This is a genomic window from Mycobacterium dioxanotrophicus (genome assembly GCF_002157835.1).
Lineage (GTDB): Bacteria > Actinomycetota > Actinomycetes > Mycobacteriales > Mycobacteriaceae > Mycobacterium > Mycobacterium dioxanotrophicus.
The window spans coordinates 85892-106337 of the sequence record NZ_CP020812.1 but is presented as its reverse complement, the minus strand read 5'-3'; the positions used below and the strand labels follow the sequence as shown (position 1 = coordinate 106337).

Annotated in this window: 21 protein-coding genes and 6 pseudogenes; 14 read left to right on the top strand and 13 right to left on the bottom strand. The window is 67.0% G+C overall.

All coding sequences use genetic code 11. The annotated features are described in order from the left end of the window. The 5 genes and pseudogenes from BTO20_RS38675 to BTO20_RS38655 form a co-directional block, all read left to right on the top strand. Positions 1-1093: pseudogene (locus BTO20_RS38675) on the top strand (FAD-dependent oxidoreductase); the annotation flags it as partial. Positions 1094-1129: 36 nt separating this feature from the next. Then, positions 1130-1786, top strand: a pseudogene (gene merB, locus BTO20_RS38670) (organomercurial lyase MerB). A 17-nt stretch (positions 1787-1803) separates the two neighbouring features. Continuing rightward, on the top strand, positions 1804-2007 hold the full coding sequence (locus tag BTO20_RS38665; RefSeq protein WP_198344637.1) for a hypothetical protein: 204 nt from the start codon (positions 1804-1806) through the stop codon (positions 2005-2007). A gap of 95 nt (positions 2008-2102) precedes the next feature. Beyond that, positions 2103-2626, top strand: a pseudogene (locus BTO20_RS38660) (TlpA family protein disulfide reductase). A gap of 3 nt (positions 2627-2629) precedes the next feature. Beyond that, positions 2630-3435, top strand: a pseudogene (locus BTO20_RS38655) (cytochrome c biogenesis CcdA family protein); the annotation flags it as partial. A 119-nt stretch (positions 3436-3554) separates the two neighbouring features. On the opposite strand, the gene istB (BTO20_RS38650) reads toward BTO20_RS38655, so the two are convergent. Both istB (BTO20_RS38650) and istA read right to left on the bottom strand, forming a co-directional pair. Then, entirely contained in the window at positions 3555-4364 is an 810-nt protein-coding gene (gene istB / locus BTO20_RS38650) for an IS21-like element helper ATPase IstB (protein WP_006246577.1), read from the bottom strand. Then, positions 4361-6079 (bottom strand): IS21 family transposase, encoded by a 1719-nt coding sequence (istA, locus tag BTO20_RS38645; protein ID WP_008720624.1) that lies wholly within the window; start codon positions 6077-6079, stop codon positions 4361-4363. Before istA ends, istB (BTO20_RS38650) begins: the two co-directional genes overlap by 4 nt. 157 nt (positions 6080-6236) lie before the next feature. Here istA and BTO20_RS38640 point away from each other — a divergent pair, with 157 nt between their 5' ends. The 4 genes from BTO20_RS38640 (at position 6237) to BTO20_RS41200 (ending at position 8657) form a co-directional block, all read left to right on the top strand. Beyond that, a complete protein-coding gene (locus tag BTO20_RS38640) occupies positions 6237-6692 on the top strand; it encodes a hypothetical protein (RefSeq protein WP_198344636.1) in 456 nt (151 codons plus the stop codon). A 90-nt stretch (positions 6693-6782) separates the two neighbouring features. Next, positions 6783-7475 carry a hypothetical protein gene (locus BTO20_RS38635; protein ID WP_011896204.1) on the top strand — a complete coding sequence of 231 codons (693 nt, stop codon included), beginning with the start codon at positions 6783-6785 and terminating at the stop codon, positions 7473-7475. Beyond that, positions 7472-8491: a nucleotidyl transferase AbiEii/AbiGii toxin family protein gene (locus BTO20_RS38630; RefSeq protein ID WP_087083865.1), complete on the top strand. Its 1020-nt coding sequence runs from the start codon at positions 7472-7474 to the stop codon at positions 8489-8491. Before BTO20_RS38635 ends, BTO20_RS38630 begins: the two co-directional genes overlap by 4 nt. Positions 8492-8528: 37 nt before the next feature. Continuing rightward, positions 8529-8657, top strand: coding sequence for a hypothetical protein (locus BTO20_RS41200; protein ID WP_269770373.1), 129 nt, complete (start codon positions 8529-8531; stop codon positions 8655-8657). Between the two features lie 10 nt (positions 8658-8667). Here BTO20_RS41200 and BTO20_RS38625 read toward each other — a convergent pair whose 3' ends face one another. The 3 genes and pseudogenes from BTO20_RS38625 to BTO20_RS41535 all read right to left on the bottom strand — a co-directional run bounded on the left by BTO20_RS38625 (position 8668) and on the right by BTO20_RS41535 (position 11131). Further along, the gene (locus BTO20_RS38625) at positions 8668-8967 is read right to left on the bottom strand and encodes a hypothetical protein (RefSeq protein WP_087072533.1); all 300 of its coding nucleotides are present in this window, start codon (positions 8965-8967) and stop codon (positions 8668-8670) included. Further along, positions 8957-9744, bottom strand: a pseudogene (gene istB / locus BTO20_RS38620) (IS21-like element helper ATPase IstB). The gene BTO20_RS38625 and the pseudogene istB (BTO20_RS38620) overlap by 11 nt, the downstream one beginning before the upstream one ends. A gap of 25 nt (positions 9745-9769) precedes the next feature. After that, positions 9770-11131 (bottom strand): annotated as a pseudogene (locus tag BTO20_RS41535) (Mu transposase domain-containing protein). A gap of 358 nt (positions 11132-11489) precedes the next feature. Between BTO20_RS41535 and BTO20_RS38610 the strand changes: the two are divergent. Continuing rightward, on the top strand, positions 11490-11678 hold the full coding sequence (locus BTO20_RS38610) for a hypothetical protein (RefSeq protein WP_041801112.1): 189 nt from the start codon (positions 11490-11492) through the stop codon (positions 11676-11678). A 153-nt stretch (positions 11679-11831) separates the two neighbouring features. Here the strand turns inward: BTO20_RS38610 and BTO20_RS38605 are convergent, their stop codons facing one another. The 7 genes from BTO20_RS38605 to BTO20_RS38565 form a co-directional block, all read right to left on the bottom strand. Next, positions 11832-12359, bottom strand: coding sequence for a hypothetical protein (locus BTO20_RS38605; RefSeq protein ID WP_087083863.1), 528 nt, complete (start codon positions 12357-12359; stop codon positions 11832-11834). Positions 12360-12362: 3 nt separating this feature from the next. Then, the gene (locus BTO20_RS38600; RefSeq protein ID WP_232491403.1) at positions 12363-12590 is read right to left on the bottom strand and encodes a hypothetical protein; all 228 of its coding nucleotides are present in this window, start codon (positions 12588-12590) and stop codon (positions 12363-12365) included. Positions 12591-12872: 282 nt separating this feature from the next. Then, positions 12873-13427 (bottom strand): HD domain-containing protein, encoded by a 555-nt coding sequence (locus tag BTO20_RS38595; RefSeq protein WP_087083885.1) that lies wholly within the window; start codon positions 13425-13427, stop codon positions 12873-12875. Positions 13428-13985: 558 nt separating this feature from the next. Then, complete coding sequence (locus tag BTO20_RS38585; RefSeq protein WP_232491402.1) at positions 13986-14489, bottom strand: hypothetical protein; 504 nt, start codon at positions 14487-14489, stop codon at positions 13986-13988. 42 nt (positions 14490-14531) lie between these two features. Next, entirely contained in the window at positions 14532-15476 is a 945-nt protein-coding gene (locus BTO20_RS38580; protein WP_232491401.1) for an alpha/beta fold hydrolase, read from the bottom strand. Positions 15477-15800: 324 nt separating this feature from the next. Beyond that, positions 15801-16028, bottom strand: coding sequence for a hypothetical protein (locus BTO20_RS38575; RefSeq protein WP_087083857.1), 228 nt, complete (start codon positions 16026-16028; stop codon positions 15801-15803). 293 nt (positions 16029-16321) lie between these two features. Then, a complete protein-coding gene (locus tag BTO20_RS38565) occupies positions 16322-16684 on the bottom strand; it encodes a hypothetical protein (protein WP_087083855.1) in 363 nt (120 codons plus the stop codon). A 94-nt stretch (positions 16685-16778) separates the two neighbouring features. On the opposite strand from BTO20_RS38565, the gene BTO20_RS38560 reads away from it, so the two are divergent. The 4 genes from BTO20_RS38560 to BTO20_RS38545 all read left to right on the top strand — a co-directional run bounded on the left by BTO20_RS38560 (position 16779) and on the right by BTO20_RS38545 (position 18899). After that, on the top strand, positions 16779-17081 hold the full coding sequence (locus BTO20_RS38560) for a sigma factor-like helix-turn-helix DNA-binding protein (protein ID WP_087083853.1): 303 nt from the start codon (positions 16779-16781) through the stop codon (positions 17079-17081). Positions 17082-17145: 64 nt separating this feature from the next. Next, positions 17146-17397 (top strand): hypothetical protein, encoded by a 252-nt coding sequence (locus tag BTO20_RS38555; RefSeq protein WP_232491400.1) that lies wholly within the window; start codon positions 17146-17148, stop codon positions 17395-17397. A 75-nt stretch (positions 17398-17472) separates the two neighbouring features. Next, positions 17473-17907: a helix-turn-helix domain-containing protein gene (locus BTO20_RS38550; RefSeq protein ID WP_087083849.1), complete on the top strand. Its 435-nt coding sequence runs from the start codon at positions 17473-17475 to the stop codon at positions 17905-17907. Between the two features lie 8 nt (positions 17908-17915). Beyond that, on the top strand, positions 17916-18899 hold the full coding sequence (locus BTO20_RS38545) for a hypothetical protein (RefSeq protein WP_087083847.1): 984 nt from the start codon (positions 17916-17918) through the stop codon (positions 18897-18899). A 23-nt stretch (positions 18900-18922) separates the two neighbouring features. On the opposite strand, the gene BTO20_RS38540 is transcribed toward BTO20_RS38545, so the two are convergent. Continuing rightward, positions 18923-19792, bottom strand: coding sequence for a DUF1942 domain-containing protein (locus BTO20_RS38540; RefSeq protein ID WP_232491399.1), 870 nt, complete (start codon positions 19790-19792; stop codon positions 18923-18925). Positions 19793-20446 lie beyond the last annotated feature (654 nt).

Here is a 20446-nt window from a genome sequence, read left to right as displayed (position 1 = left end):
TGGCAGGTCCGCCGCGGCAACGCCGCGTTCGCCGGCACTCCGGATTCGCCCCTGCTCGAGGTCGCCGCGGCGGATGGCAGCGTCGAGACCATCGAGGCAGCGCAGTACCTGGTGGCCACCGGGTCCGTCCCTGGGCCCGCCGATCCAAGGGTTGGAGGAGGCCGGGTACCTGACCTCGACTACGGCGATGGAGTTGACCGAGGTCCCCGACTCGCTGCTGGTGCTCGTGGTGGCTACGTGGCCCTGGAGCAGGCGCAGCTGTTCGCCGGCTCGGGTCGACGGTGACCCTGCTGGTTCGGTCCGGCTCGCGTCGAAGGAGGAGTCGGAGGTCTCCAAGGCGCTGCAGGAGGTCTTCGCCGATGAGGGCATCCGGGTGGTCCGCCGAGCGGTCCCGACCCGCGTGACCCGCGACGCCGCCACCGGCCAGGTGGTGGTGACCGCGGACGTCTCCGGTGGCGCGCAGGAGTTCCGCGCCGACGAGGTTCTGGTCGCTCTCGGCCGCCGACCGGTGACCGACGGGCTCAACCTCGACGCGGTCGAGGTGAAGACTGGCGAGGTCGGCGAGATCGTGGTCACCGACCAGCTGCAGTCCTCCAACCCGCGGATCTGGGCGGCCGGTGACGTGACCGGGCACCCCGAGTTCGTCTATGTCGCCGCCCACCACGGCACCGTGGTCGCCGAGAACGCCTTCACCGACGCCGAGCGGTCGGTGGACTACATGCGGCTGCCCCGGGTCACGTTCACCAGTCCCGCGATCGGCGCAGTCGGGATGACTGAGGCCCAAGTCCTCGCGGCCGGGATCCGCTGCGACTGCCGGGTGCTCCCGCTGGAATACGTGCCGCGAACGCTGGTCAACCGGGACACCCGCGGCTTCATCAAGATGGTCGCCAACGCCGACACCGGCGAGATCCTCGGCCTGACCGCGGTCGCCAAGGACGCCGGCGAACTGGCCGCCGCGGGCGTCCACATCATCGGCAAGACCATCGCCGAGGTCGCCGACGCCTGGGCGCCTTACCTGACCATGACCGAGGGCATCCGGATCGTCGCGAAGGCCTTCACCACCGACGTCTCCAAGCTCTCCTGCTGCGCCTGACCCGCACCCACCCACTCAACGAAGGAGGCATCCGCGATGTCGGACCTCAGCACCCAACTGCCCCAACGACTCACCCGACCCGAGGAGACCGGCCTTGACGCCGGCCTGCTGATCCGCTGCTGCGGCTGCTCGTCGACGGCGACCCCGTCACCGTCGAGCAACTCGCCGCGGCTGCGAGCCGCACCCTCGATGACGTACGGCGCGGTCTCGCGGCGGTGCCGGACACCGAGTACGACGATCAGGGCCGGATCATCGGCCAGGGCCTCACCCTGCGCCCCACCCCGCACCGGTTCACCGTGGCCGGTGAGGAGCTCTACACCTGGTGTGCGCTGGACACGCTGATCTTCCCCGCCCTGCTGGACCGCCCGGCAAAGGTGGAGTCGGCCTCCCCGGTCAGCGGCGAGCCGGTTCGGGTCAACGTCGACCCCACAGAAGGTGCAACCAGCGTCGATCCGCCCACCGCGGTGGTGTCGCTGGTGAACCCGGAGCAGATCACCTCGATCCGTTCCTCCTTCTGCAACCAGGTGCACTACTTCACCTCCCCGAGGACGCCGCGGGCTGGCTGGCCGAGCACCCCGGCGCGGAGTGGTCCCGGTGGCCGAGGCGTGCCGGATCGGGGCCGCCCTCGCCACCGGCCTGCTCAACCGCCTCCAGGCGCCCGCCGCGGCCGACGACAGCCACAGCTGCTGCTGACCCATACCACTGAAGGAATGAGAACACCGATGATGTCCAACCACGACGATCGCCCGGGAGGCAGCGGCCTGCTCCTCGGAGCCGGCGCCGCGCTGCTCATGGTCGCCTGTTGCGCCCTGCTCCCCATCCTCATCGCCGGTGGCGCGATCGCCGGTATCGGCGCGTTCCTCCGCAACCGTGGGTCATCGGCGCCGGGATCGCCCTGGCGATCCTCGCGCTGATTGCCATCTCCCGCCGCGGCGGCGCACCGCCGGCCACGGCTGCTGCCCGCCCATGCCCACCAACGAAAACGTCGACCGAAGGACGAGCAGAACCGATGAGAATCACCCGCCGCCACCACGCCGCGCTCTCGATCGCCGCCGTACTCGCCGCCGGATCGCTGACCCTGACCGCCTGCGGCAACAGTGCCGACCCGCGACCGCCGGTTCCGGTTCACCCGCCACCGTGACCAGCGTCGATGGCCAGCAGATCAGCCTGCCCGCCAACGGGAAGCCCACCGCGGTGTTCTTCTTCTCCGTCGGGTGCGGCGAATGCGTCAACGGCGTCCGGTCCCTCGGCGAGGCCGCCACCACCGCCGAGAACGCCGGCACCGTGGCAAGCTTCCTCGCCGTCGACATGGACCCCGGCGAATCCAAGGCCCTGATCGGCGACTTCATGGAGTCCGTCGACGCCGAACACGTACCGGCCGCAATCGACGATGGCGCGGCACTCTCCCGGCGATTCGAGGTGGCCGCTCTGTCCACCCTGATCGTCGTCGACGCCGACGGCACGGTGACCTTCCGCGCCACCGACCCCGACGCCGCGACGATCACCGCCGAACTGGCAAAGGCCGGAGCCTGACCCATGGGCGGACTGCTCACCCTCGCCTTCGCGGCCGGCATGGTCGCGCCCGTGAACCCGTGCGGGTTCGCGCTACTCCCGGCCTGGATCACCCACACCCTCGGCGACACCGATGCCTCAACGGTCCCGGTGCGGCTGCTGCGGGCGCTGCGGGCCGGTCTCGTGTTGGCGGTGGGGTTCGCCGGCACCCTCGCGGCAGCTGGCCTGGTAGTCAGCGCCGGCGCCCGAGGGCTGATTCGCGCCGCGCCGTCGCTTGGCCTGGCCGTCGGCATCCTGCTGGTGGTTCTCGGCCTGTGGATGCTAGCCGGACGCTCGGTCTCGGTGCGGGTGCCTCGGATCCCCGGCCGGGCAGCCGCGGGACTCCCACCCACTGCCCGGATGGCTGCGTTTGGGGTCGGCTACGCGCTGGCTTCGCTGTCGTGCACGTTCGGGGTGATCCTCGCGGTCATCGCGCAGGCGCAGGCCACCTACAGCTATGCCGGCTCCTGCTCGTCTTCGGTGTCTACGCTGCTGGCTCGGCGACCGTCCTGCTGCTGCTCGCCCTGGCCACCGCCGCGGCAGGCAGCGGACTCACCCGCCACGTCGCGCGATTGGCCCGCCATGGCCCACGGGTCACCGCTGTCGTCCTGCTGCTCACCGGCGCCTATCTGGCCTGGTACTGGTACCCGGCGGCCACCAGCGACGCCCCGGTCGCCGCGGGCCGTGGTGGCGGACTCACTGACGTCTCCGCGGTGGTCTCCAGCTGGATCCAGACACGGGCGACACTCATCGGCGCGCTCGCTGCCGCGTCTGCGCTGGTAGTGCTGGCGCTCGGGTTCTCCAGCGACGCCGCCGGATCCTTCGGGGGCGCCCGATGACCACGCGGGACAGCACGCAGTGACAGCCCACCGGGTGCGGCGTGCGCACGAAACAGGCTCGGTTGATTGCGTCACCGCGACGCGTTCCCTGACCGGGTCGACGCCAGCCGGTAGGAGTCGGTACCAGTTTCGATGATGTTGCCGCCGAAGGTGAGGCGGTCGACGATGGCCGCGCACAGGCGCGGGTCCGTGAAGGTCTTGGTCCAGCCGGCGAAGCCCTCGTTGGACGCGATTGCCACGCTGTTCTTCTCCTCTCGCTCGGTGAGGACCTGGAAGAGGAGTTCGGCGCCGCGGCGGTCCAGTTCCATGTAGCCGAGCTCGTCAATGCAGAGCAGGTCGACGCGGCCGTAACGAGCGATCGTGCGGGCCAACTGCTTCTCATCGGCTGCTTCTACAAGCTCGTTCACCAGCCTCGTGGCGAGGGTGTACTTTACCCGGAATCCCTTTTCCGCGGCTGCGGTCCCCATGCCGATGAGCAGGTGAGACTTGCCGGTGCCGGAATCCCCGATCAGGCACAGCGGCTGGCCCTTCCGCACCCACTCGCCGGTCGCCAACTGGTGGATGGTGGCGGGGTTGATGTTCGAGTTGGCGTCGAAGTCGAAGTCCGCGAGGAACTTGCTCCGCGGGAACCCGGCGCCGTTCACGCGCCGGATGGTGGACCGACGGTCGCGGTCGTCGCACTCGGCCAGGAGCAGCTCGGCGAGGAATCCGGTGTAGGTCAACTGGTCCTTGTTCGCCGCCGCGACCGCGTCGCCAAGCAGGGCCCGCATGGTCGGGAGCCGGAGCCTCCGGCAGGCCTGGTCGACCGCCGCTACGGCGGCTTCCTCGGTCAGGCCGCGGCGGCGGCGCAAGGTGGTGGTCACGCTGGTGACTGTGCTCATCGGGGTGCTCCGCTCTCATCGGGACTCATCGGGTCGGGGTGGTGGTCGGTGCCGGTGCGGCGGCCGAGCAGTTGCTGGTATTTCTCCATCGACGGCAGCGGCCGGGTGTCGGGCGGGAGGCCGGCGATGACCGCGGCCGGGTCGAGCAGCAGGCGTTCGGTGAGGGACACGACCTTCCGGCTGCGCTTGGCGTCGCCATCTCGTCGTTCGCCATCGCTGGGCTGCGCAACGGGATGACGGTCTGAACTGGCCCCGGTGGGCGCTGCGAGGGTGGTGTGCAGGCGTGCTTCGACCGCGACCACATCAGCTGAGACTGCACCGACGCTCACTGCGGCGAGCAGCCCGGCTTCGACTTCGTCGGCGGCCATGGCGCGGTGCAGTAGGAGCACGTCGATCAGTTCCCGGGTGCCGACCGCATCCCCGAGCCGCCTGCGGGCGTTCGCCCAGAACGCCTCATGCGCAGGCGTGAACGCCCCCGATTCGCGGGCCTGCGCCAACGCGGTGGAGCCTGGCAATGCGCCCGGCTTACCCTTGAGCACCTCGAGGTAGTGGTCGAGGTTCACCGACTGGCCACCCCTTGTGATGACGCGGGCGTGCCGGGCGATCTGGAGTCGGCCGTCGAACACGACGACCTCGGATGCGCGCAAGGAGACGCGGACGCGGCGGTGGATGAACCGCGCCGGGACGGAGTACCGGGCCATGCGGACGGTGATCATCGCGGAGCGGTCGACCATCGGGTTCAGCATCAGCCCGGGGTCGAACCCCTCGACCGGGAGCGGCGCGAGGTTCTCGCGTTCGGTCGCGAAGTCCTCGCCGACGGTCCGGATCCGCGACGAGATCCGTCGGCGGTCGTCGGCGGCGTCCAAGGCACGGACCTTCTCGTTCAGCTCGTCGAGCGAGTCGACGACGGGCATGGGCACGAGGTGCTGGCGGCGGAACCGGCCGACGTCGCCTTCCACACCGCCCTTCTCATGTGCCCCGGCGATGCCCGGCTGGCAGTAGAACGCGTCGAACCCGAAGTGAGAGCGGAACAGCACCCAGCGGTCGTTCTCTACCCGCTCACGACCGCGCGCGTTGACGACCCGGGTGACTGCGGCGGTGAGGTTGTCGTACCGGACGTGCCGGGCGGGGATGCCGCCGATCTCGTTGAACGCGGCGATGTGGCCCTCGAGGAACGCCTCTTGGCCTTGGGTGGCGTAGATCCGGTGCACCGCCTTCCCGGAGTAACTCAACCTGAATGTGAAGAGGAAGACCTTCGTCTTCACCCCGGCCAGGATGACGTAGAGCTCGCCGAAGTCGACTTCTGCTTCTGCGCCTGGCGCGTGCTCCTGGGGGATCATGACTTCGACCCGGCGGCCAGCTTCGAGGCCGATCTGCGTGCGGCGGATGCGGACGTAGTCGCGAACCGTCGAGTACGACACCTCAATGGCGTCGTGTTCCTCGATGAGGCGGACGTGGATCCGGCGGGCGGTGTGCCGTTGCTTCCGCGGCGCCTCAAGGTCGGCGCGGAGCATGTCGTCGATGGCCGACTTGAACGGATCCAACCGGGGCGAGGAACGCACCGGGGTCTTCCGCGGCGGTGGTTCCGCGGACGTGAGGGCCCGGCGAACGGTGCCGCGTCCGACTTGGTGCTTGCGTGCGAGCGCTCGGATCGACATGCCCTCGACCCGGGCGTCCCGACGGATCGCAGCGAACAGTTCCACACGCACCCTCATCCCGAAACCCACTTCCGGTGCCGCGAGGACCGCTGGATGCGGGTCCTCCTGACGCCACGGAAGTGGGTCCAGATCAAGCCGTCACGACGCCACGCCGAAGCCCGGGTGGGTCCCGAATCAGACCGTCACACTGGTCCCGAATCAGACTGTCACCGCCATGCGCCTGCACGGCGCGACCGACGAGTACCTCCGGCTCCTCCCCAAGTGGATGGACGCCAGCGAATTCGGCAACGGCGGCAGACTCTGGTCGCCAGGCCGCCCTGGCGGCTCCTGGGCAACGCCCGATGAGGTTCTCGACATTGTGGATCACCTCGCCCTCGACACCGGCCTACACCTCATCAGCGGCAACAACATCAGGGCCGCACGGTTCGTCGAACGCGGATCCCGCACTCCCATCCTGTTCGGCACTCTCCAATGCCGCGAATGCAGCGCACAGTTCGCCGACCCCACAGGCCGACTGAGCCGACAACACCTCCTCGAGGCTGCAGTGCACCAGGCGGGCCCCGACCTCCGCCTGATCGCCCAATTCAACGGCGGACTGGACGGATACCTGCATGCTCTACGCCGGCGCCACCCGACCCGCTGGACCTGGGCCGCGACACCCACCACGTGATGCACCCTGCATCACGCGCCCCGGCGACCACACCACCAACAGTAATCCTGAGCTACCCAATTGATACCTAATCAGGGTATCTTTAAGAGCATGTCCGGGATGCGTGACGCCGAACTCGCGCTGGCCGTGGAAGCGGCCGGCCAGTGGGGCATGTTCACCGCAGCCCAGGCCACCCGCCTCGGCATGACCCGAAAACGCATCACCCAGCTCTGCGCCGCCGACCGCATCCACCACACCGACACCCGCGCGGTCTACCGCTTCGCCGGCACACCCACCGACATCACCCTCGACGCCGTCCGAGCTACCTGGCTAGCCCTCGAACCCTCCCACTTCGCCGGCGAACGACTCGACGCGCTACGCGCCGGCACACCAGGCCCACTGGCATCCCACCTCACCGCGGCCCACTACCTCTATGAACTGGGAACACTGCAGCCCGACCACCTCGACTACACCGTGCCCACACCCCGGCGCACCAACAACCCCTGGATCCGATTTCACGTCCCCCGACAGTGGCCACCCTGGCGACTCGTCGCCGGCATCCCCACCACCACCATCGCCCAGACCATCGCCGACCTCTACGCCGACGGCATCGACGCCGGCCACCTCGGCGACATCCTGCGCGACACGCTCACCCGAGCCCTCACCAACATCACCGACCTCACCGACGCCCTCGACCCACTCACCAACGGCGCCGGCCGAGACACCATCGAACACGCCCTCACCGTCGTAGGCGCTCCCGCCCACCTCATCGCCGCCAACGAACTCCTCTTCACCGGCCGATGACCTGGGCCGACGAATACCGCACCAAGCAAGCATTCTGGGTCGCGCTACGCACCCGAGCCACCCGCCACGCACGCACCACCCAGCCACCACAACCCTCACACGAACTGTTGCGCCAGTTCGTCATTCAACGATTCATGGCACGCGTATTCAACGCCAACGAGCCACCCTGGGTAGTCGCCGGCGGCATCGGCATGCTCATCCGTGTCCCCGGAGCCCGCGCGACCCGAGACCTCGACCTCACCGCCACCGAGCCAGGGCGCAGCGACCGCCACCAGGTCCTCGATGACATCGCCACCCACACCGGCCTCAGCGACCTCGACCCGTTCGACTACACCGTCGACACTGCTGAGCCGTTCACCGGCGTCATGAACGGCACCAAACTGCGCATCACCGCCACCATCGGCGCCGACCGCGCCGCGGTCTTCGCCGTGGACGTCGCCTCCGACACCATCCCCATCAGCGACATCGAGCGCCGCCAACCCAATCCGATAGTCCCCGACGTCAAAGGCATGTCGCCCCTACCAGCCGTCCCGCTCTACCCACTGGCAAGCCAACTCGCCGACAAGATCATCGGCGTCATGTACCGCGACACGACAGGACGATCCACCAACCGCTACCGCGACCTCGTCGATCTCACCCTCTACGCCGGCGCCGTCGACATCAACGGTGACGACCTGCGCACCGCCCTGGATCGCCGCGCACAAACCCGAACCCAACCGCCTCCCACCACCATCGACATACCCGCCGACTGGTCTACTGGCTACACCCGCATCGCCACCACCACCTCACTGCCCGAACCCCTACGCCACCTCGACAACGCCGCCGATACCGTCAGCGCCTGGCTCAACCCACTACTGTCCGGGGAACTCAACACCGGCTACACGTGGGACCACCACGCCGGCGCGTGGCGCCCACCAGACCGCGGACCCACAGTGCCAGGACAGGTTTGGGTACGCCCTCACACCAGAGACGGCCGCCCCATCACCGACCACTACCGCCGCCGCCCCCAACGCTGACCCCAACCTGTCGGCACCCGAGAGCACAATCACAGCCATGAGCGAAAACCATTTCACCCGCCAGCCCCGCAAACACACCGACGCCACCATCGCCGACTTCGCGATCCTTGATGGCGCTAAAGAAGACTGCCCAGAGATGCTAAGCGAAATTGCCCAGTTGGCTTGAGTGGCTAAGGTTAGCAGGTTCGTCGTTGCAGGGGAACGATTGTGCCGTCGCCGGGGGTGCTGGGGCGGGCAGCTTCTGGAGTGGTCAGCAAAGCGACGATGGTGATGGGTTCGCCGCAATGCGGGCAGGAACGGGTGGCGGCCGGCTGTGGGGCGGGTGGCCGGGCCTCGGTGACGGTGGCGGCGGTGTCGCTGTGTTTGCGTTGCTCCCAGGCGTGTTTGCGGCAGCGGTCTGAGCAGTAGATCTTGGTCGGTGTGGTGGCGGTGAATTCGGTCCAGCAGGCTTGGCAGGAACGGGTCTCAGCTGACATGGGCGGCGACCGCCTTACGCATCGTTTCGGCGGTGGCTTGGTGGTTGCGCAGCCGGTAGCTGGGTCCGTCGATACCGACCACGGTGGCGCGGTGCAGTAGCCTGTCCAACATGGCGGCTGCGACGGTGGCGTCTCCGAAAGCGGTTGCCCAGTCAGCGATCCCAACATTGGTTGTCAGAATCGTACTCGACTTCAGATACCGTTGGTTGATCACCTGGAACAACGCGGATGCCCATCGCCGGGCAGCGGAAGGTAGCCAAGTTCGTCAATCACCAACAGTTTCGGTCCGGCGAAGAACCGCATGCAGGTGTGCCAGCGGCCTTCCAGGGCGGCTTTGTGGCAGCGGGCCGCCAGGTCGGCGGCGGTGGTGAAATACACCCGGTGGCCGGCCTCGACCGCGCCGCGGGCCAACGCGACGGCCAGCATGGTCTTGCCGACCCCGGGTGGGCCGACGAACAGCACGTTGGCCGCGTCGTCGAGGAAGCGCAGACTGGCCAGGTCGTTGATCAGTTTGGCGTCGACCCCGGGCTGGGCGGCGAAATCGAAATCGGCCATGGTCCAGGGTTCGGGCAGACAGGCGAACCGCAACCGTGAGGTCAGCCGGCGGGCTTCGGTGGCGTTGACCTCGATCTCCAACAGCCGCTCCAAAGCGGCGGTCAGGGACAGGTTTTCGGCGCGGGCGGCATCGAGGATGCGGGGTAGCGCTTCGGCTGCGTCGCCGAGTTTCAGATAGGACAGATGTGCCCGGAGTTGTTGGTATCGGCGGGCTTCGCTCATCTGTGGGACGGTTTTGCTCAAGGGGTTACTCCTGGTTCTGTTCGGTTGGATGGTGTTGGGGAACAACGGATAGCCGTGCTGCGGTCGCCGCATAGACGGCCAGATCGATCACTACCTTCTGGGCGGGATCGTTCGCCGGGCACCACGCAGCCGCGCGGCCTCGGCAACGGCGGCCACCGAGGGCGGTCGCCGGGTCTTATGAGTGCAAGGCCTGGCCGTCGAGAACCCCGATAGCACTGCCTGTTCGAGCGCGACGACGTGACCGCATCGCGCACCACCGCGCCGCTGCCGTCGACCGCGCGGCGGTGCGCGGCAACAACGGCTCCCGATGCCGTGGTCAATTGCACGGTGTCAGAGCCCAGGCGGTGGGTGACGGTCACCGTGGCCCCGGCCAGCCCCGGCGGCACCGAGTACTGATTGCCCCGCCAGGACACCAACGCTTGTGGAGTGACGATGCGGTGTTCGGTCAACTCGGCCGGATACGAACCCGTCGGCAGTGACCGTAGTGGTTCGGCATCGGCCAGGGCGCCGACGGTGGTGGCCTGCCCGTCGCGGCGCCGGCGGCGCCCGTCGAGCTTCACGCACAGCCGGTCCAGCGACGCCTGGGCTTGCTCGATCGTGGTGTCGTCGGTGACGGTGCGCCACCAGCGTTGGGCGGCAGCGTGATTGGACTTCTCCACCACACCCTTGCGGTTGCCCCGTCGTGGCGGGCACACATCGACGGCGACAGCGTAGTGTTTGGCCACCCCGGCGAACGCCGCGGTGATCCGGCCCGATTCGGGATGACATACCGTGGCCATCCGGTCGAACCGCCACCGCTGGGTGACCCCACCCAACCGGATGCTGACCGCCTCGATCGCTTCCACGACGTGCGCGAAGTCCTCGCCGGGGCCAGCGCCCCGCGCCAGCGGCTCGAATGGGCCAACGCCCCGACCAGCAGGTGGGCATGCCGGTCAGCCGCCCACGATGCTGGTGGATCGGGCAGCTCGACCCAGTCCCACTGAGTCTCGACCCCGGGCGGATGATCGATGACCGCGACGTCGCGGCCCTTGACCGACTGACACGGCTCGCAATGCGGTCGCAGCCCCAGGTTTCGGATTGCCAGGGTCAGCGACGGATACGAGCCGGTAAAACCTAGCTCGACGAGTTCGTCGAACAGGGTTGAGGCCCACAGGTGCGGATCGTCAGCCAGGCGGATCCGGCAGTACTCGACGAACGGATCGATCACCAGCGGTTCAGAGCGTTGGCGTTGCCCGGGTACTCGTTCCCCAGCCAGATAGGCCCGAACGGTTCGGCGATTGATCCCGAGATGGCGAGCGATCGCCGATATCGACCAACCCTGCTCCCGAAGCGCATGCGCTTCCACATCACCCTCCAGCGACAGCAAACGACGGCCCTCCCATTCATCAGCGGAAACACAACTCCGCTGACGATGAGCAGAACCCCGACAAGCAGTCCGACGACACGCCGAACCACCGCTGCCAACTGGGCACTTTCAATTAGCGAGACTGAGCACTTTCACTTAGCGCCATCATCCTCGTCCGCGTCCCCGGAAACCCTTCAGCGATCAAGGTTTTCACCGAAGCAGAGCGCCCCGAAGCAGCCGCCTACGCCGCCGAGACCGGCGGCACCATCGTGCCTCTACCGCAGACATAACCGCACCGATCAGCTCCTCTTGAGAAGCCACCGCCGTACCCGCATAGTCGCATCAACGTCTCATCAACTAGCAGCGAGGAACGGCGACGATGATCGAGCAACTCGTCCACGACATCGAACCCGGTGACTACCTACCCGAATTCGGCGCCACCGTCACAGCCATCGACATCGTCATCGACCACCCGGGGTGCGAGAACGCCTCCATCACATTGTCCGACGGCAGGACGATGCAACTCGCGGGACTAGACGACATCACCGTCGCGCCCGCACCCGACTAACAGCGACTTCCGGCCATGGGCTTTCCGCCACGCTCACCCTAAAGCCCATGCCACATCACACTTTCCGAGCTGCCTCCAGAATCCGACAAGACTGCGCGACGAGCATCGAAAATCGGGTGTGATCTCCAAGGTGCGGAATGACTCCTACCGGCTTCAAAGTCTCCCGACGTTGGCTACACGTAGCGCGATAGCCCGCCCGCGCCAGCCAAACGGGGTGGAGCCAGCCGCGATGGGCGGTAGCTGCGATGGTCCGTCCGGGCCGACGATAAGCGCGGACTTGGCGTAGATAAGAGAGACCATTAACCCGATGAAAAGGGCTGCTGCTAGGGACATTGCAAGGAAGGAGTGGTTCAGGCCGGTCACGATCACGAAGACCAGGCACAGAAACGCACCGAGTAGGCGCACCTCCGCGCCGATGCCCGCCGCCCGCACGTCAGCCGCGACAGCGTGGAGCCGCCACTGTTCGACAAATGACTCCACTGCGGCTCCGTCGAGTGCGTCAAGCGCCTCCGGGCCATCGGTGAGACACCAGCGGTAGTAGTCCTCGGCCGCTTGCAGCTCGGCACCCTTGCGTGTGGGCCTGTCCTTCAGACCATGCGCCGCCAGGAACGCTACGGTCATCTCGGCGTCGCGGCGCAGCCTCACGGCCGCGTTGTACTTGTTCCACGCCCGTGACTTCATACGTTACACCTGCCCCACACGTTCACGAACTCCACGGCGGATTCGCTCGACGACGCCCAATCGATCGAGGGCGAACAGTTGGGGATAGATGCGGTAGCCGGTCTCGGCGTAGCGGCGGGCGCCCAAAAGCTCGCAGACGCGGCGAGTCGATACCGGCAGCGGCCACTCAGTGCGTAGCGCGGCGAGGATTTGGTCTCGGATGGCCACGGGCCGCGCGGACGGCCTACCCACGAGGGCCTCGCTCGGCAGCGGAGGTCGCGCATTCCGCGAATGGCTCGGTCCGCTGAATCATGCTGCACTCCCCCATCATTGGCGTATCGGACAGGATCACCTTCGCGGGGTGACCCCGTGGTGAGCTGCGCAAATCTCATGCTAAGGAGTGTTCGGTGCACTATTCCAGAGGAGCTCTCCCGCTCGCCCGGGACCGGACATCACCGTCGCGCCCGCACCCGACTAACAGCGGCTTCCGGCCACAGCTTTTCCACCACGCTCGCCCTTAAAGCCCATGCCAGATCACACTTCCCGAGCTGCCTCCAGAATCCGACAAGACTGCGCGACGAGCATCGGAGCTGACTGTGCAATGGCGCGATGAACCGGATGGTCGGCCGGGTACCGGGCGAGGACCTCGCTGAGACGACCAGCGGGATCCACTGGCGCGCCGTCGGGACCATTGCACAGATCCGCGCAGCTCAAGATAGCGAGATTGGTTTGATCGGGCTCGGGGTAGCCGGCCAGTGCGTCTGACAGTCCTCGTTCGCGAGCTTCGAAGGCGGCGCCGGTGTGATGAGCGACCAGAGCTACAACCTCGGCTGCAACGCGCCCCGTTCCCGACAGTCCAGCCAGGTATGCGGCCCCATCGAGCGGATGGAAACCCGCATTAATCAGGCCCGGGGCGTATCCGATGTCGTGAAGCCACGCGGCGCATACAATCTCATCGGCAGCGCTTGGTGCGAGACGGCTCGCTAGACCCGCAGCAGTCTTCGCCACCGCCACTGTGTGAGACCACCGACGGGGCAGCGCTTCTGCGAGCAGGTCCGAAGCGAGCTGTCGCGCCTCCTCGACACCCATATCTGCATGCATGTCATCTATCCGATCTGCCCACTCCGGACGCTTGCTCTCACTCACGCTGATTCGGCGATCCGCCTTACGTTTCAATAGCACCCGCTGCCGACCTTCTCCGAACTGGCGGTCCGCCTTCCACCGTATGCCTCCGCACCGTCGCATCTCCAAGAACCGGCATCTCGCGGCCGCAGTGCGAGCAGATCCCGCGCGGGTTGGCGTAGCTGCCCGGCGAATCCAGACGTACTACAGACGGCGGAGTACGACTGCCCACGCACCACCTCGACGACGAATCTCCGGGGCTGACGCGCAGCTTCACGCCGTACCGCCCTGGCCCATACGAGTCGTAATCCGTTGGTTCGACGCAGTATCCGAGCGCCCGCAACCGCGACTCTGCCGCAGAAGCGTTTCCACCAGAGTTCAGATGCAGGATTACCGACCCGCCCGCCTCGCGCGTCGACCCGATGACCGCATCCGCTACATGGTGGCCGAGCCGCTGCGAGATCGCCTCGACAGCATGGCGCTCTACGTGCCGAGACTGCACCTGCCGTACCGGCCCCACCGTTCTCATGGAGCGGGCTCACCTTCCCTCGGCCGATTGGCACACAGGTTGACGAACTGGCGAACCAGCGCTGCCAGATCGTCGGCCGCGCCTGCTTCGGCGTCACCATCACCTGATGCGGCCGCGTTGGAGAAGCGCCTTTCTGCCTGATCGAGGGCCTTGATATAGCCGTCCAGGGTCGACAGAATCCGTTCAATTCCGTCAGGTGGTTGCACTGTCCCCAGTGGGCGTGGACGTTCGATAGCTGGTGAGTCCATCGCGTCGACCGCCGCGTTCAACTCGGCGTCCGTCGGGTCCCCACAGAAGCGCCAGAACACATCGCGGCATTCAGCGCCACGGCGGATTCGCTCGACGACGCTCAATCGATCGAGGGCGCACAGTTGGGGATAGATGCGGTAGCCGGTCTCGTCGTAGCGACGGGCGCCCAATAGCTCGCAGACGCGGCGAGTCGATACCGGCAGCGGCCATTCAGCGCGTAGCGCGGCGAGGATCTGGTCTCGGATGGCCACGGTCCGCGCGGACGGCCTACCCACGAGGGCCTCTCTCGACGGTCATGACGCAGCACCTGCCAGCGTCGGAGTGGCCGCGGTGGTCGCACCCGCGGCGTTGTCGTGCTCGGTCGCGCTATCGATGTTCATCGCGCGGCGGATCGCCTGGTGCAGCACGTGCGGGGCCTCCTGGGGGAGCATGTGGCCGGCGTGAGGAAGATGCACGTGTCGAGCGCCAGGAATTCCGCCAGCGAGGTCGCGCCCGTGTGCTGGCGGTGTCAGCGGGTCTGCACCTCCGCTGATCACGACGGTGCGGGCCCGGATTGATCCCAGGACCGGATACTGGTCGTAATCGCGAAGAGCCGGCAGGAATCCGACCGCGGTGGCCAAGGTGACGGTGCTGAGCGCATCCATTGCGAGCGAGGCCAACGTTGCTGCCGGCGGATTGCGTCGCCATCGGCTCAGCGTCACGCACAGGGGGCTGAGCATCGCCTTCATGGCCTGCTCAGGGACGTGCTCTGCCGCACCGCGCAGTGCCGCGGTGGCGGGAGTCCCCAACAGTTGGCCCAGGCCGCGGCAGCAGAGTTTTCCAGCTGCGCTAGCCGCCAGTACAAGCCCGGCAGGATCGATGGGCCTGCCGGAAGCGGGGCGAGCGAGATAGCCCAGTGCGGTCATCCCACCCATGGAGTGCCCGACCAACGTCGTCGGGCCAGCAACATGCGCCGCTTCCAGCACCCGTGCCAAGTCCTCAGCCAGCCGGTCGATGCTGTAGGTGTTCATCGGTGCGTGCTGCGAGCGCCCGTGTCCGCGGTGGTCGTAACTGATGATCCGGATCGCCGGGCCGTACCGACGCACAAGGCGGTCGATGTGCAGCGACCAGGTCAGCTGCGAAAGACATAGTCCATGCAGGAAAACCACGGTGTGTGTTGCGGCGTTGGAGCCGGTGTCACGAACTGCGAGTGCGACACCATCATCTGTTGTGACGGTGAGCTCGCGATTGGTCGGCAATGCTGAACCCGAGAGAGGAGATCGCCCATTCGCGAATGGCTCCGTCCGCTGAATCATGCTGCACTCCCCCATCATTGGGCGTATCGGACAGGGTCACCGTCACGGGGTGACCCCTTGGTGAGCTACGCAAATCTCATGCTAAGGAGTGTTCGGCGCACTATTCCAGAGGAGCTCTCCCGCTCGCCCGGGACTGGGGCCTTGGTGGCGCGCAGCTGATCGACGTCGAGCGACGTGACGGTGCAGGGAAGTTCGAGCAAGCACCTCCACTCGATACGCGCCGGCGCGTCGGCTTAGAACCTAGGGACGGGCCGAGCGCTTCTACCCTCAGCCGGCGGGGAGGTTCACGCAGGAGGCGATTTTGTAGCCATAGTCGGCTGGCTCTTCGCCGTCGTTGGACGCCCAGGATGTCGCCTGGTCGGCGAGCGTTACCGCTTCCGCGCGAGTGCTGGCGGTGCCGATAAATTCGGGGTCACTGACGTCGGCGCACCCTTTGCGGTGGATGCTGCCGTATCCGGCGCGGCCGTCTTCTCCGAATTCGATGACTAGATTCATTGTGTTCTCATCAAGTCTTCCATCGCCGCTTCGTACGGCGCGTAGGTCCGGATCTCGGACTCTATGCCGGTTTTCTTGTCACAGAGGACTATTCGCGCTTCGCCACCGTTGCGCGAGACTCGGCGTGCCGCGATGGTCGCAGCTTCTTCTGTTGCACCAATGTTCCGCCGACGGGTCGTGATGTGTCGATGGTGTAGCTGTCCGATCGCGTTTCGTCGTCGCTGAAGGTCTTTGTGCCGTCGTGGTGAAAGTGCACTTTCCAAGGCCGCTGGCGACTCACTGGCAACCCGCCCCTACGTGCAGGCCTGCGCGGCCAGCGCGCGGCGGTAGTTGGGCCACCGCAAGAGCTCGTCTCTGGCGGCCGCCAGCGCCGCGTGCACGTTGCTGAACTGCCGCCCCGGCTGGCCAGCCAGTGTTTCAATGGACATGTAATAGCCGCTTGCGCTGTAGGTGTCGCGGTCACCGGGCCTGACCACGATCCGCAGCGTCCCGTCGTCGTAGACATGCTGAATGCCCCAATGGAAGGTCCGAGGTCCGTAGTGGTCGATCTGGCCGCCGCCAGTGATGATCGGCCCGTCGACCGTCTGGGTTAGCTCATAGGTGGCGAACCCGAACGGGACGCTCCAGCTCGACTGGCATGGCGTGAGTGCTTCCACGTGGAGATCCTCTCTCGGTGGTCCGACACAGCGACAATGCCAAACGCAGTTGGCATTGTCAAGTGCTGTTGGCCAACCGCGCTATGCTCTATCGGTGGACGACCTCGACGCCGCCCTAACCCGCCTCTCCGACGCCCAGCAGGCAACGCAAGACGCACGACAAACCCTGCACGCCATCATTCGCCAAATGATCGCTCACGGCCCGCGCGGCACCCAAGCCGAGATCGCGAAAAGAACCGGCTACACGCGAGAGCGCATCCGACAGATAGTCCGCGACAGCGCACCCGTCCCGGAAAATCCAGCCAAACAAACACCAGAGCCATTGCCCCACAGTCAATCCGAAGACATCCAGACCGACACCGGAGACCTCCCTCCCCCTCCAATGGCCACGCCCTAACTTAGGGCGTAGGATGGAGCCGCGGGCAGGCACTAGGCCACACCCCACCGGAAGGACCACCATCATGACCGCGACAGCAACCGCAACCGTATCCGCCGAAGCCCCCAACTACGCCACTGACGGCTCCCGGGGCTACACGCTCACCATCACCGACGGACCCCGCCACACCACAGGATGGATCCGTATCGGCGACGACGGGCACACGGTCTACTGCACCATCGACGGCGCGCCGTGGCGGCCCGTCGGATCGGTCGACACGGCTCTGACACCGGCCTGGGTCGCGACACACGCCGACGCCATCCTGCATCACCGCTGACCTCTCCCCATGTCCGCCCACTGGACGCTGCGGGCATCCACAACCCCGGGGCCATGAGTAAGGAACTCGCCCAGCATGACACCCGCCGACTTCAAAACGATCCGCGAGTCACTCGGACTATCAGCCCAGTGGCTCGCCGACGCCGTGGGCGTCGACCAACGCACAGTCCGACGATGGGAAGACGGCGCCCTGCCTTTGCGTACCGATGTCGTCGCTCTGCTCACCCAGCTCGACAAGCAGATGGACGCCGATGTCACCGACGAGCTTGCTCGCATCACTGCCGAGCTCGCCGCGGGCCAGGACGCCACTGATGTCGACCAGCTGCTGGCCTCATTGACCCCTCAAAGCTGGCCCACCACAACCGTCCCCCGCGTTGACACCGACGTCGACGACCCATCCACGACGGGACGTCCGCTGCCCGCCGCGTTCTACCGCGCCGCGGCCGGACGACTCCGATGTGCCCTGGATGGTCGCCTGCGAATCACCTACACAGCCGCTACCGGCAGCTAGGAAACCTGATGTCCCACTTCACAATCACCCACATGCAGTCCGGGCCCGAGGACCTGAGCACGCAGCTGCCCCGTACCGGGTCGACCGTGCGTCTGTTCGCCGGCGACACCTACTACGCGACCCTCGACGAACCGGTGTACTTCCGCCCCGACGACGCGTTCCCCCTCGACCGCTGTGATCCTGATCTGCTCGGCCACGACGACCACGGCCCTTACCTGTGGATCACCGACGTCGTCGTGCACCCGCACGCGCCCGGTCAGCGCCCGCACCGCGGGATGACCGACTTCCCCGTGGCCCTGTCCTACGTCCTGGACTCGACCGCGGCCGCCGACGACACACTGGACACCACCAAGACCGCGGTCGTGGCCGTCGTCCTGATCGACGACGCCCCTACCGCCGGACGGCCCACCGATCAGGACCCCGATCCTGCTGCCGGCACGCCGCTCCAGCAGCCCCAGCCCGCAGCCCCCGAGCAGCAGGCCGTCGGAGCCACGCGGACACCCGAACAGCTCCAGGCGGATCCCGAGCCGACCGTGCCCTTGCAGCAGCAGATCGACGGCATCAAGGCTCAGCTGATGACCATCGCCGGAGCGCCGCTGCCCCTGGACTCCGCGACCCCCGCACAGGTGCGCCCGGATACAGAAGATCATCACGACGGGCCGTGCTACAGCATTGCCACAGTCGGTCCCGCTGGCACCCTGTACCGCTACCGCACCCGAACCTTCGTACACGGCACCGTTACTCGCGAGACAACCGCAGTCGACGAACTGCTCTACTGGATCGCCGACGACCTCGCCCGCACCACGGCGTGGCGACGGGCCAGTGCCTCACCGGCTGCCGCCACCATGACCGAAGCAGAACGGATGCGACTCATCGCTATCCCGCTGTGGCACAGCTACGTGTTCGCGATCCGCAAGGACTGGGGTTACATGACCAGCCAGGCCACCGCCGAGGCCACCAGGGACAAACAGCCCGTCCCCCACGCCGTCTGAACGCCTCTCGTCGACACCGCTCGTCAGGCGCCCGGTGAAGGCACCACCACGGCAGAGGTCCCGTGCTCCTCGGCCGGCAACGGCGTGCCGGCACTTGGCCCGGGCGCCGGTCCTGAACCCTGCCCGGCAGGCTGCGTCCCAGCGACGCTGGGCTCCGGGGCCACTGCCGGCAGCTCTGGCGCACCGTCACCCGCCGGCAACGGAGTGCCCTCGCTTCCACCCTCGATCGGGGTGCCCTGGCTGCCGCCCTCGACGGGGACGACCGCGCCGTCGGTGACCGGCGTGGCCGCTTCCGCGGCCTCGCCCGCGGGGACCGCTTCTGTCTCGGCGCCAGCCGGCTCAGCAGCCACCGCGCCGCCCGCACCAGAGCCCGAGGACGCGCCCGAACCCGACCCGGACCGCGTCGCCGGCCGCTGCGGCACCGGTGGCGGCTGCACCCACACCGCCAGATCTGGCCCGCCCGCGTTGTATACCACGCTGTCGGGAGCGTCGCCGGTGACGTCGAAATAGATTGTCCCCGTGGTGCTTTCACCCTGGCCGAGGGCGGATGGGTTCACGCCCTGCGGCGTGGCTACACCGAACAGCACCCGGTAGGTCTGCCCACTCCGGGCCCGGGCGTTGAAGTTCGACACGATCGGGATGACCGATCCTTCGACTGCGGTGTCCGTCGCGGTGGCCTCCCACAGCGTCCCGGCTACCGGGTACGGGATCACGTCGCTGCTGGGCTTGAGGTCGCTCACCGTCCACTCCTGCACCACAGTCCCGTTGACGAGCTCGGCACTGGCGCCGAAGTGGTGAATCACCGCCTCCTCGGCTACCGCACTGGGAGCCACCGCCACACCAGCCACGGCGACACCGGCCAGAGTGACCAACGTCATTCCGACGTTCTTCATTTTCCCGACCCTTTCGTTCTCTGTACGCTGCAGATAAGAGCAGCTAATCATCTCCGTCCGGCAGGCTACCAGCGCGTACGCGGATCACCGCCCCCGCGAGGGGACTTCGGCGGCAGGTTCCGTTGTCAACCCGCCGCCACCGTGTCCCGACACTTCACCGCACAGGTATACGTCACACCGTACGTTACTACGTACGGTGTGCATGACGCTCTTTCGTACGTCTGATAGTCTTCGGGGATGAAGGTTGATCTTGAGCGCATGCTGCGAGCCTCCGATGTGCGAACCCATTTCAGCGCGGTGCTCGATGACGCAGCGAACGGAAAAGTCACCCACGTCATCCGGGAAGGCCAAGTCGTCGCCCATATAGTTCCCGCGGGCAAGAAGGTCGTGCCCGCGAACGCACTAGTCCACGACAACAACGAACTACTGGTGATGATGCGAGCGACGTTGGACAGCGAGGCCGACTGGCTGGCCACCGACGTCGGACAATCGGGGTTCCATCAAGCCGGCGACTCGATCGGCAGAGTCCTCGGATGGATCTGGGATTGCGACCCAGAAGAAGCTGTTCACTGGTTCGCCCGGTACAGCATTGCCGTCACCGACCAGTTCGAACGCCGCCGGTGGGCCCGCCCCCCGCTCGCCCCTCTCTGGAGG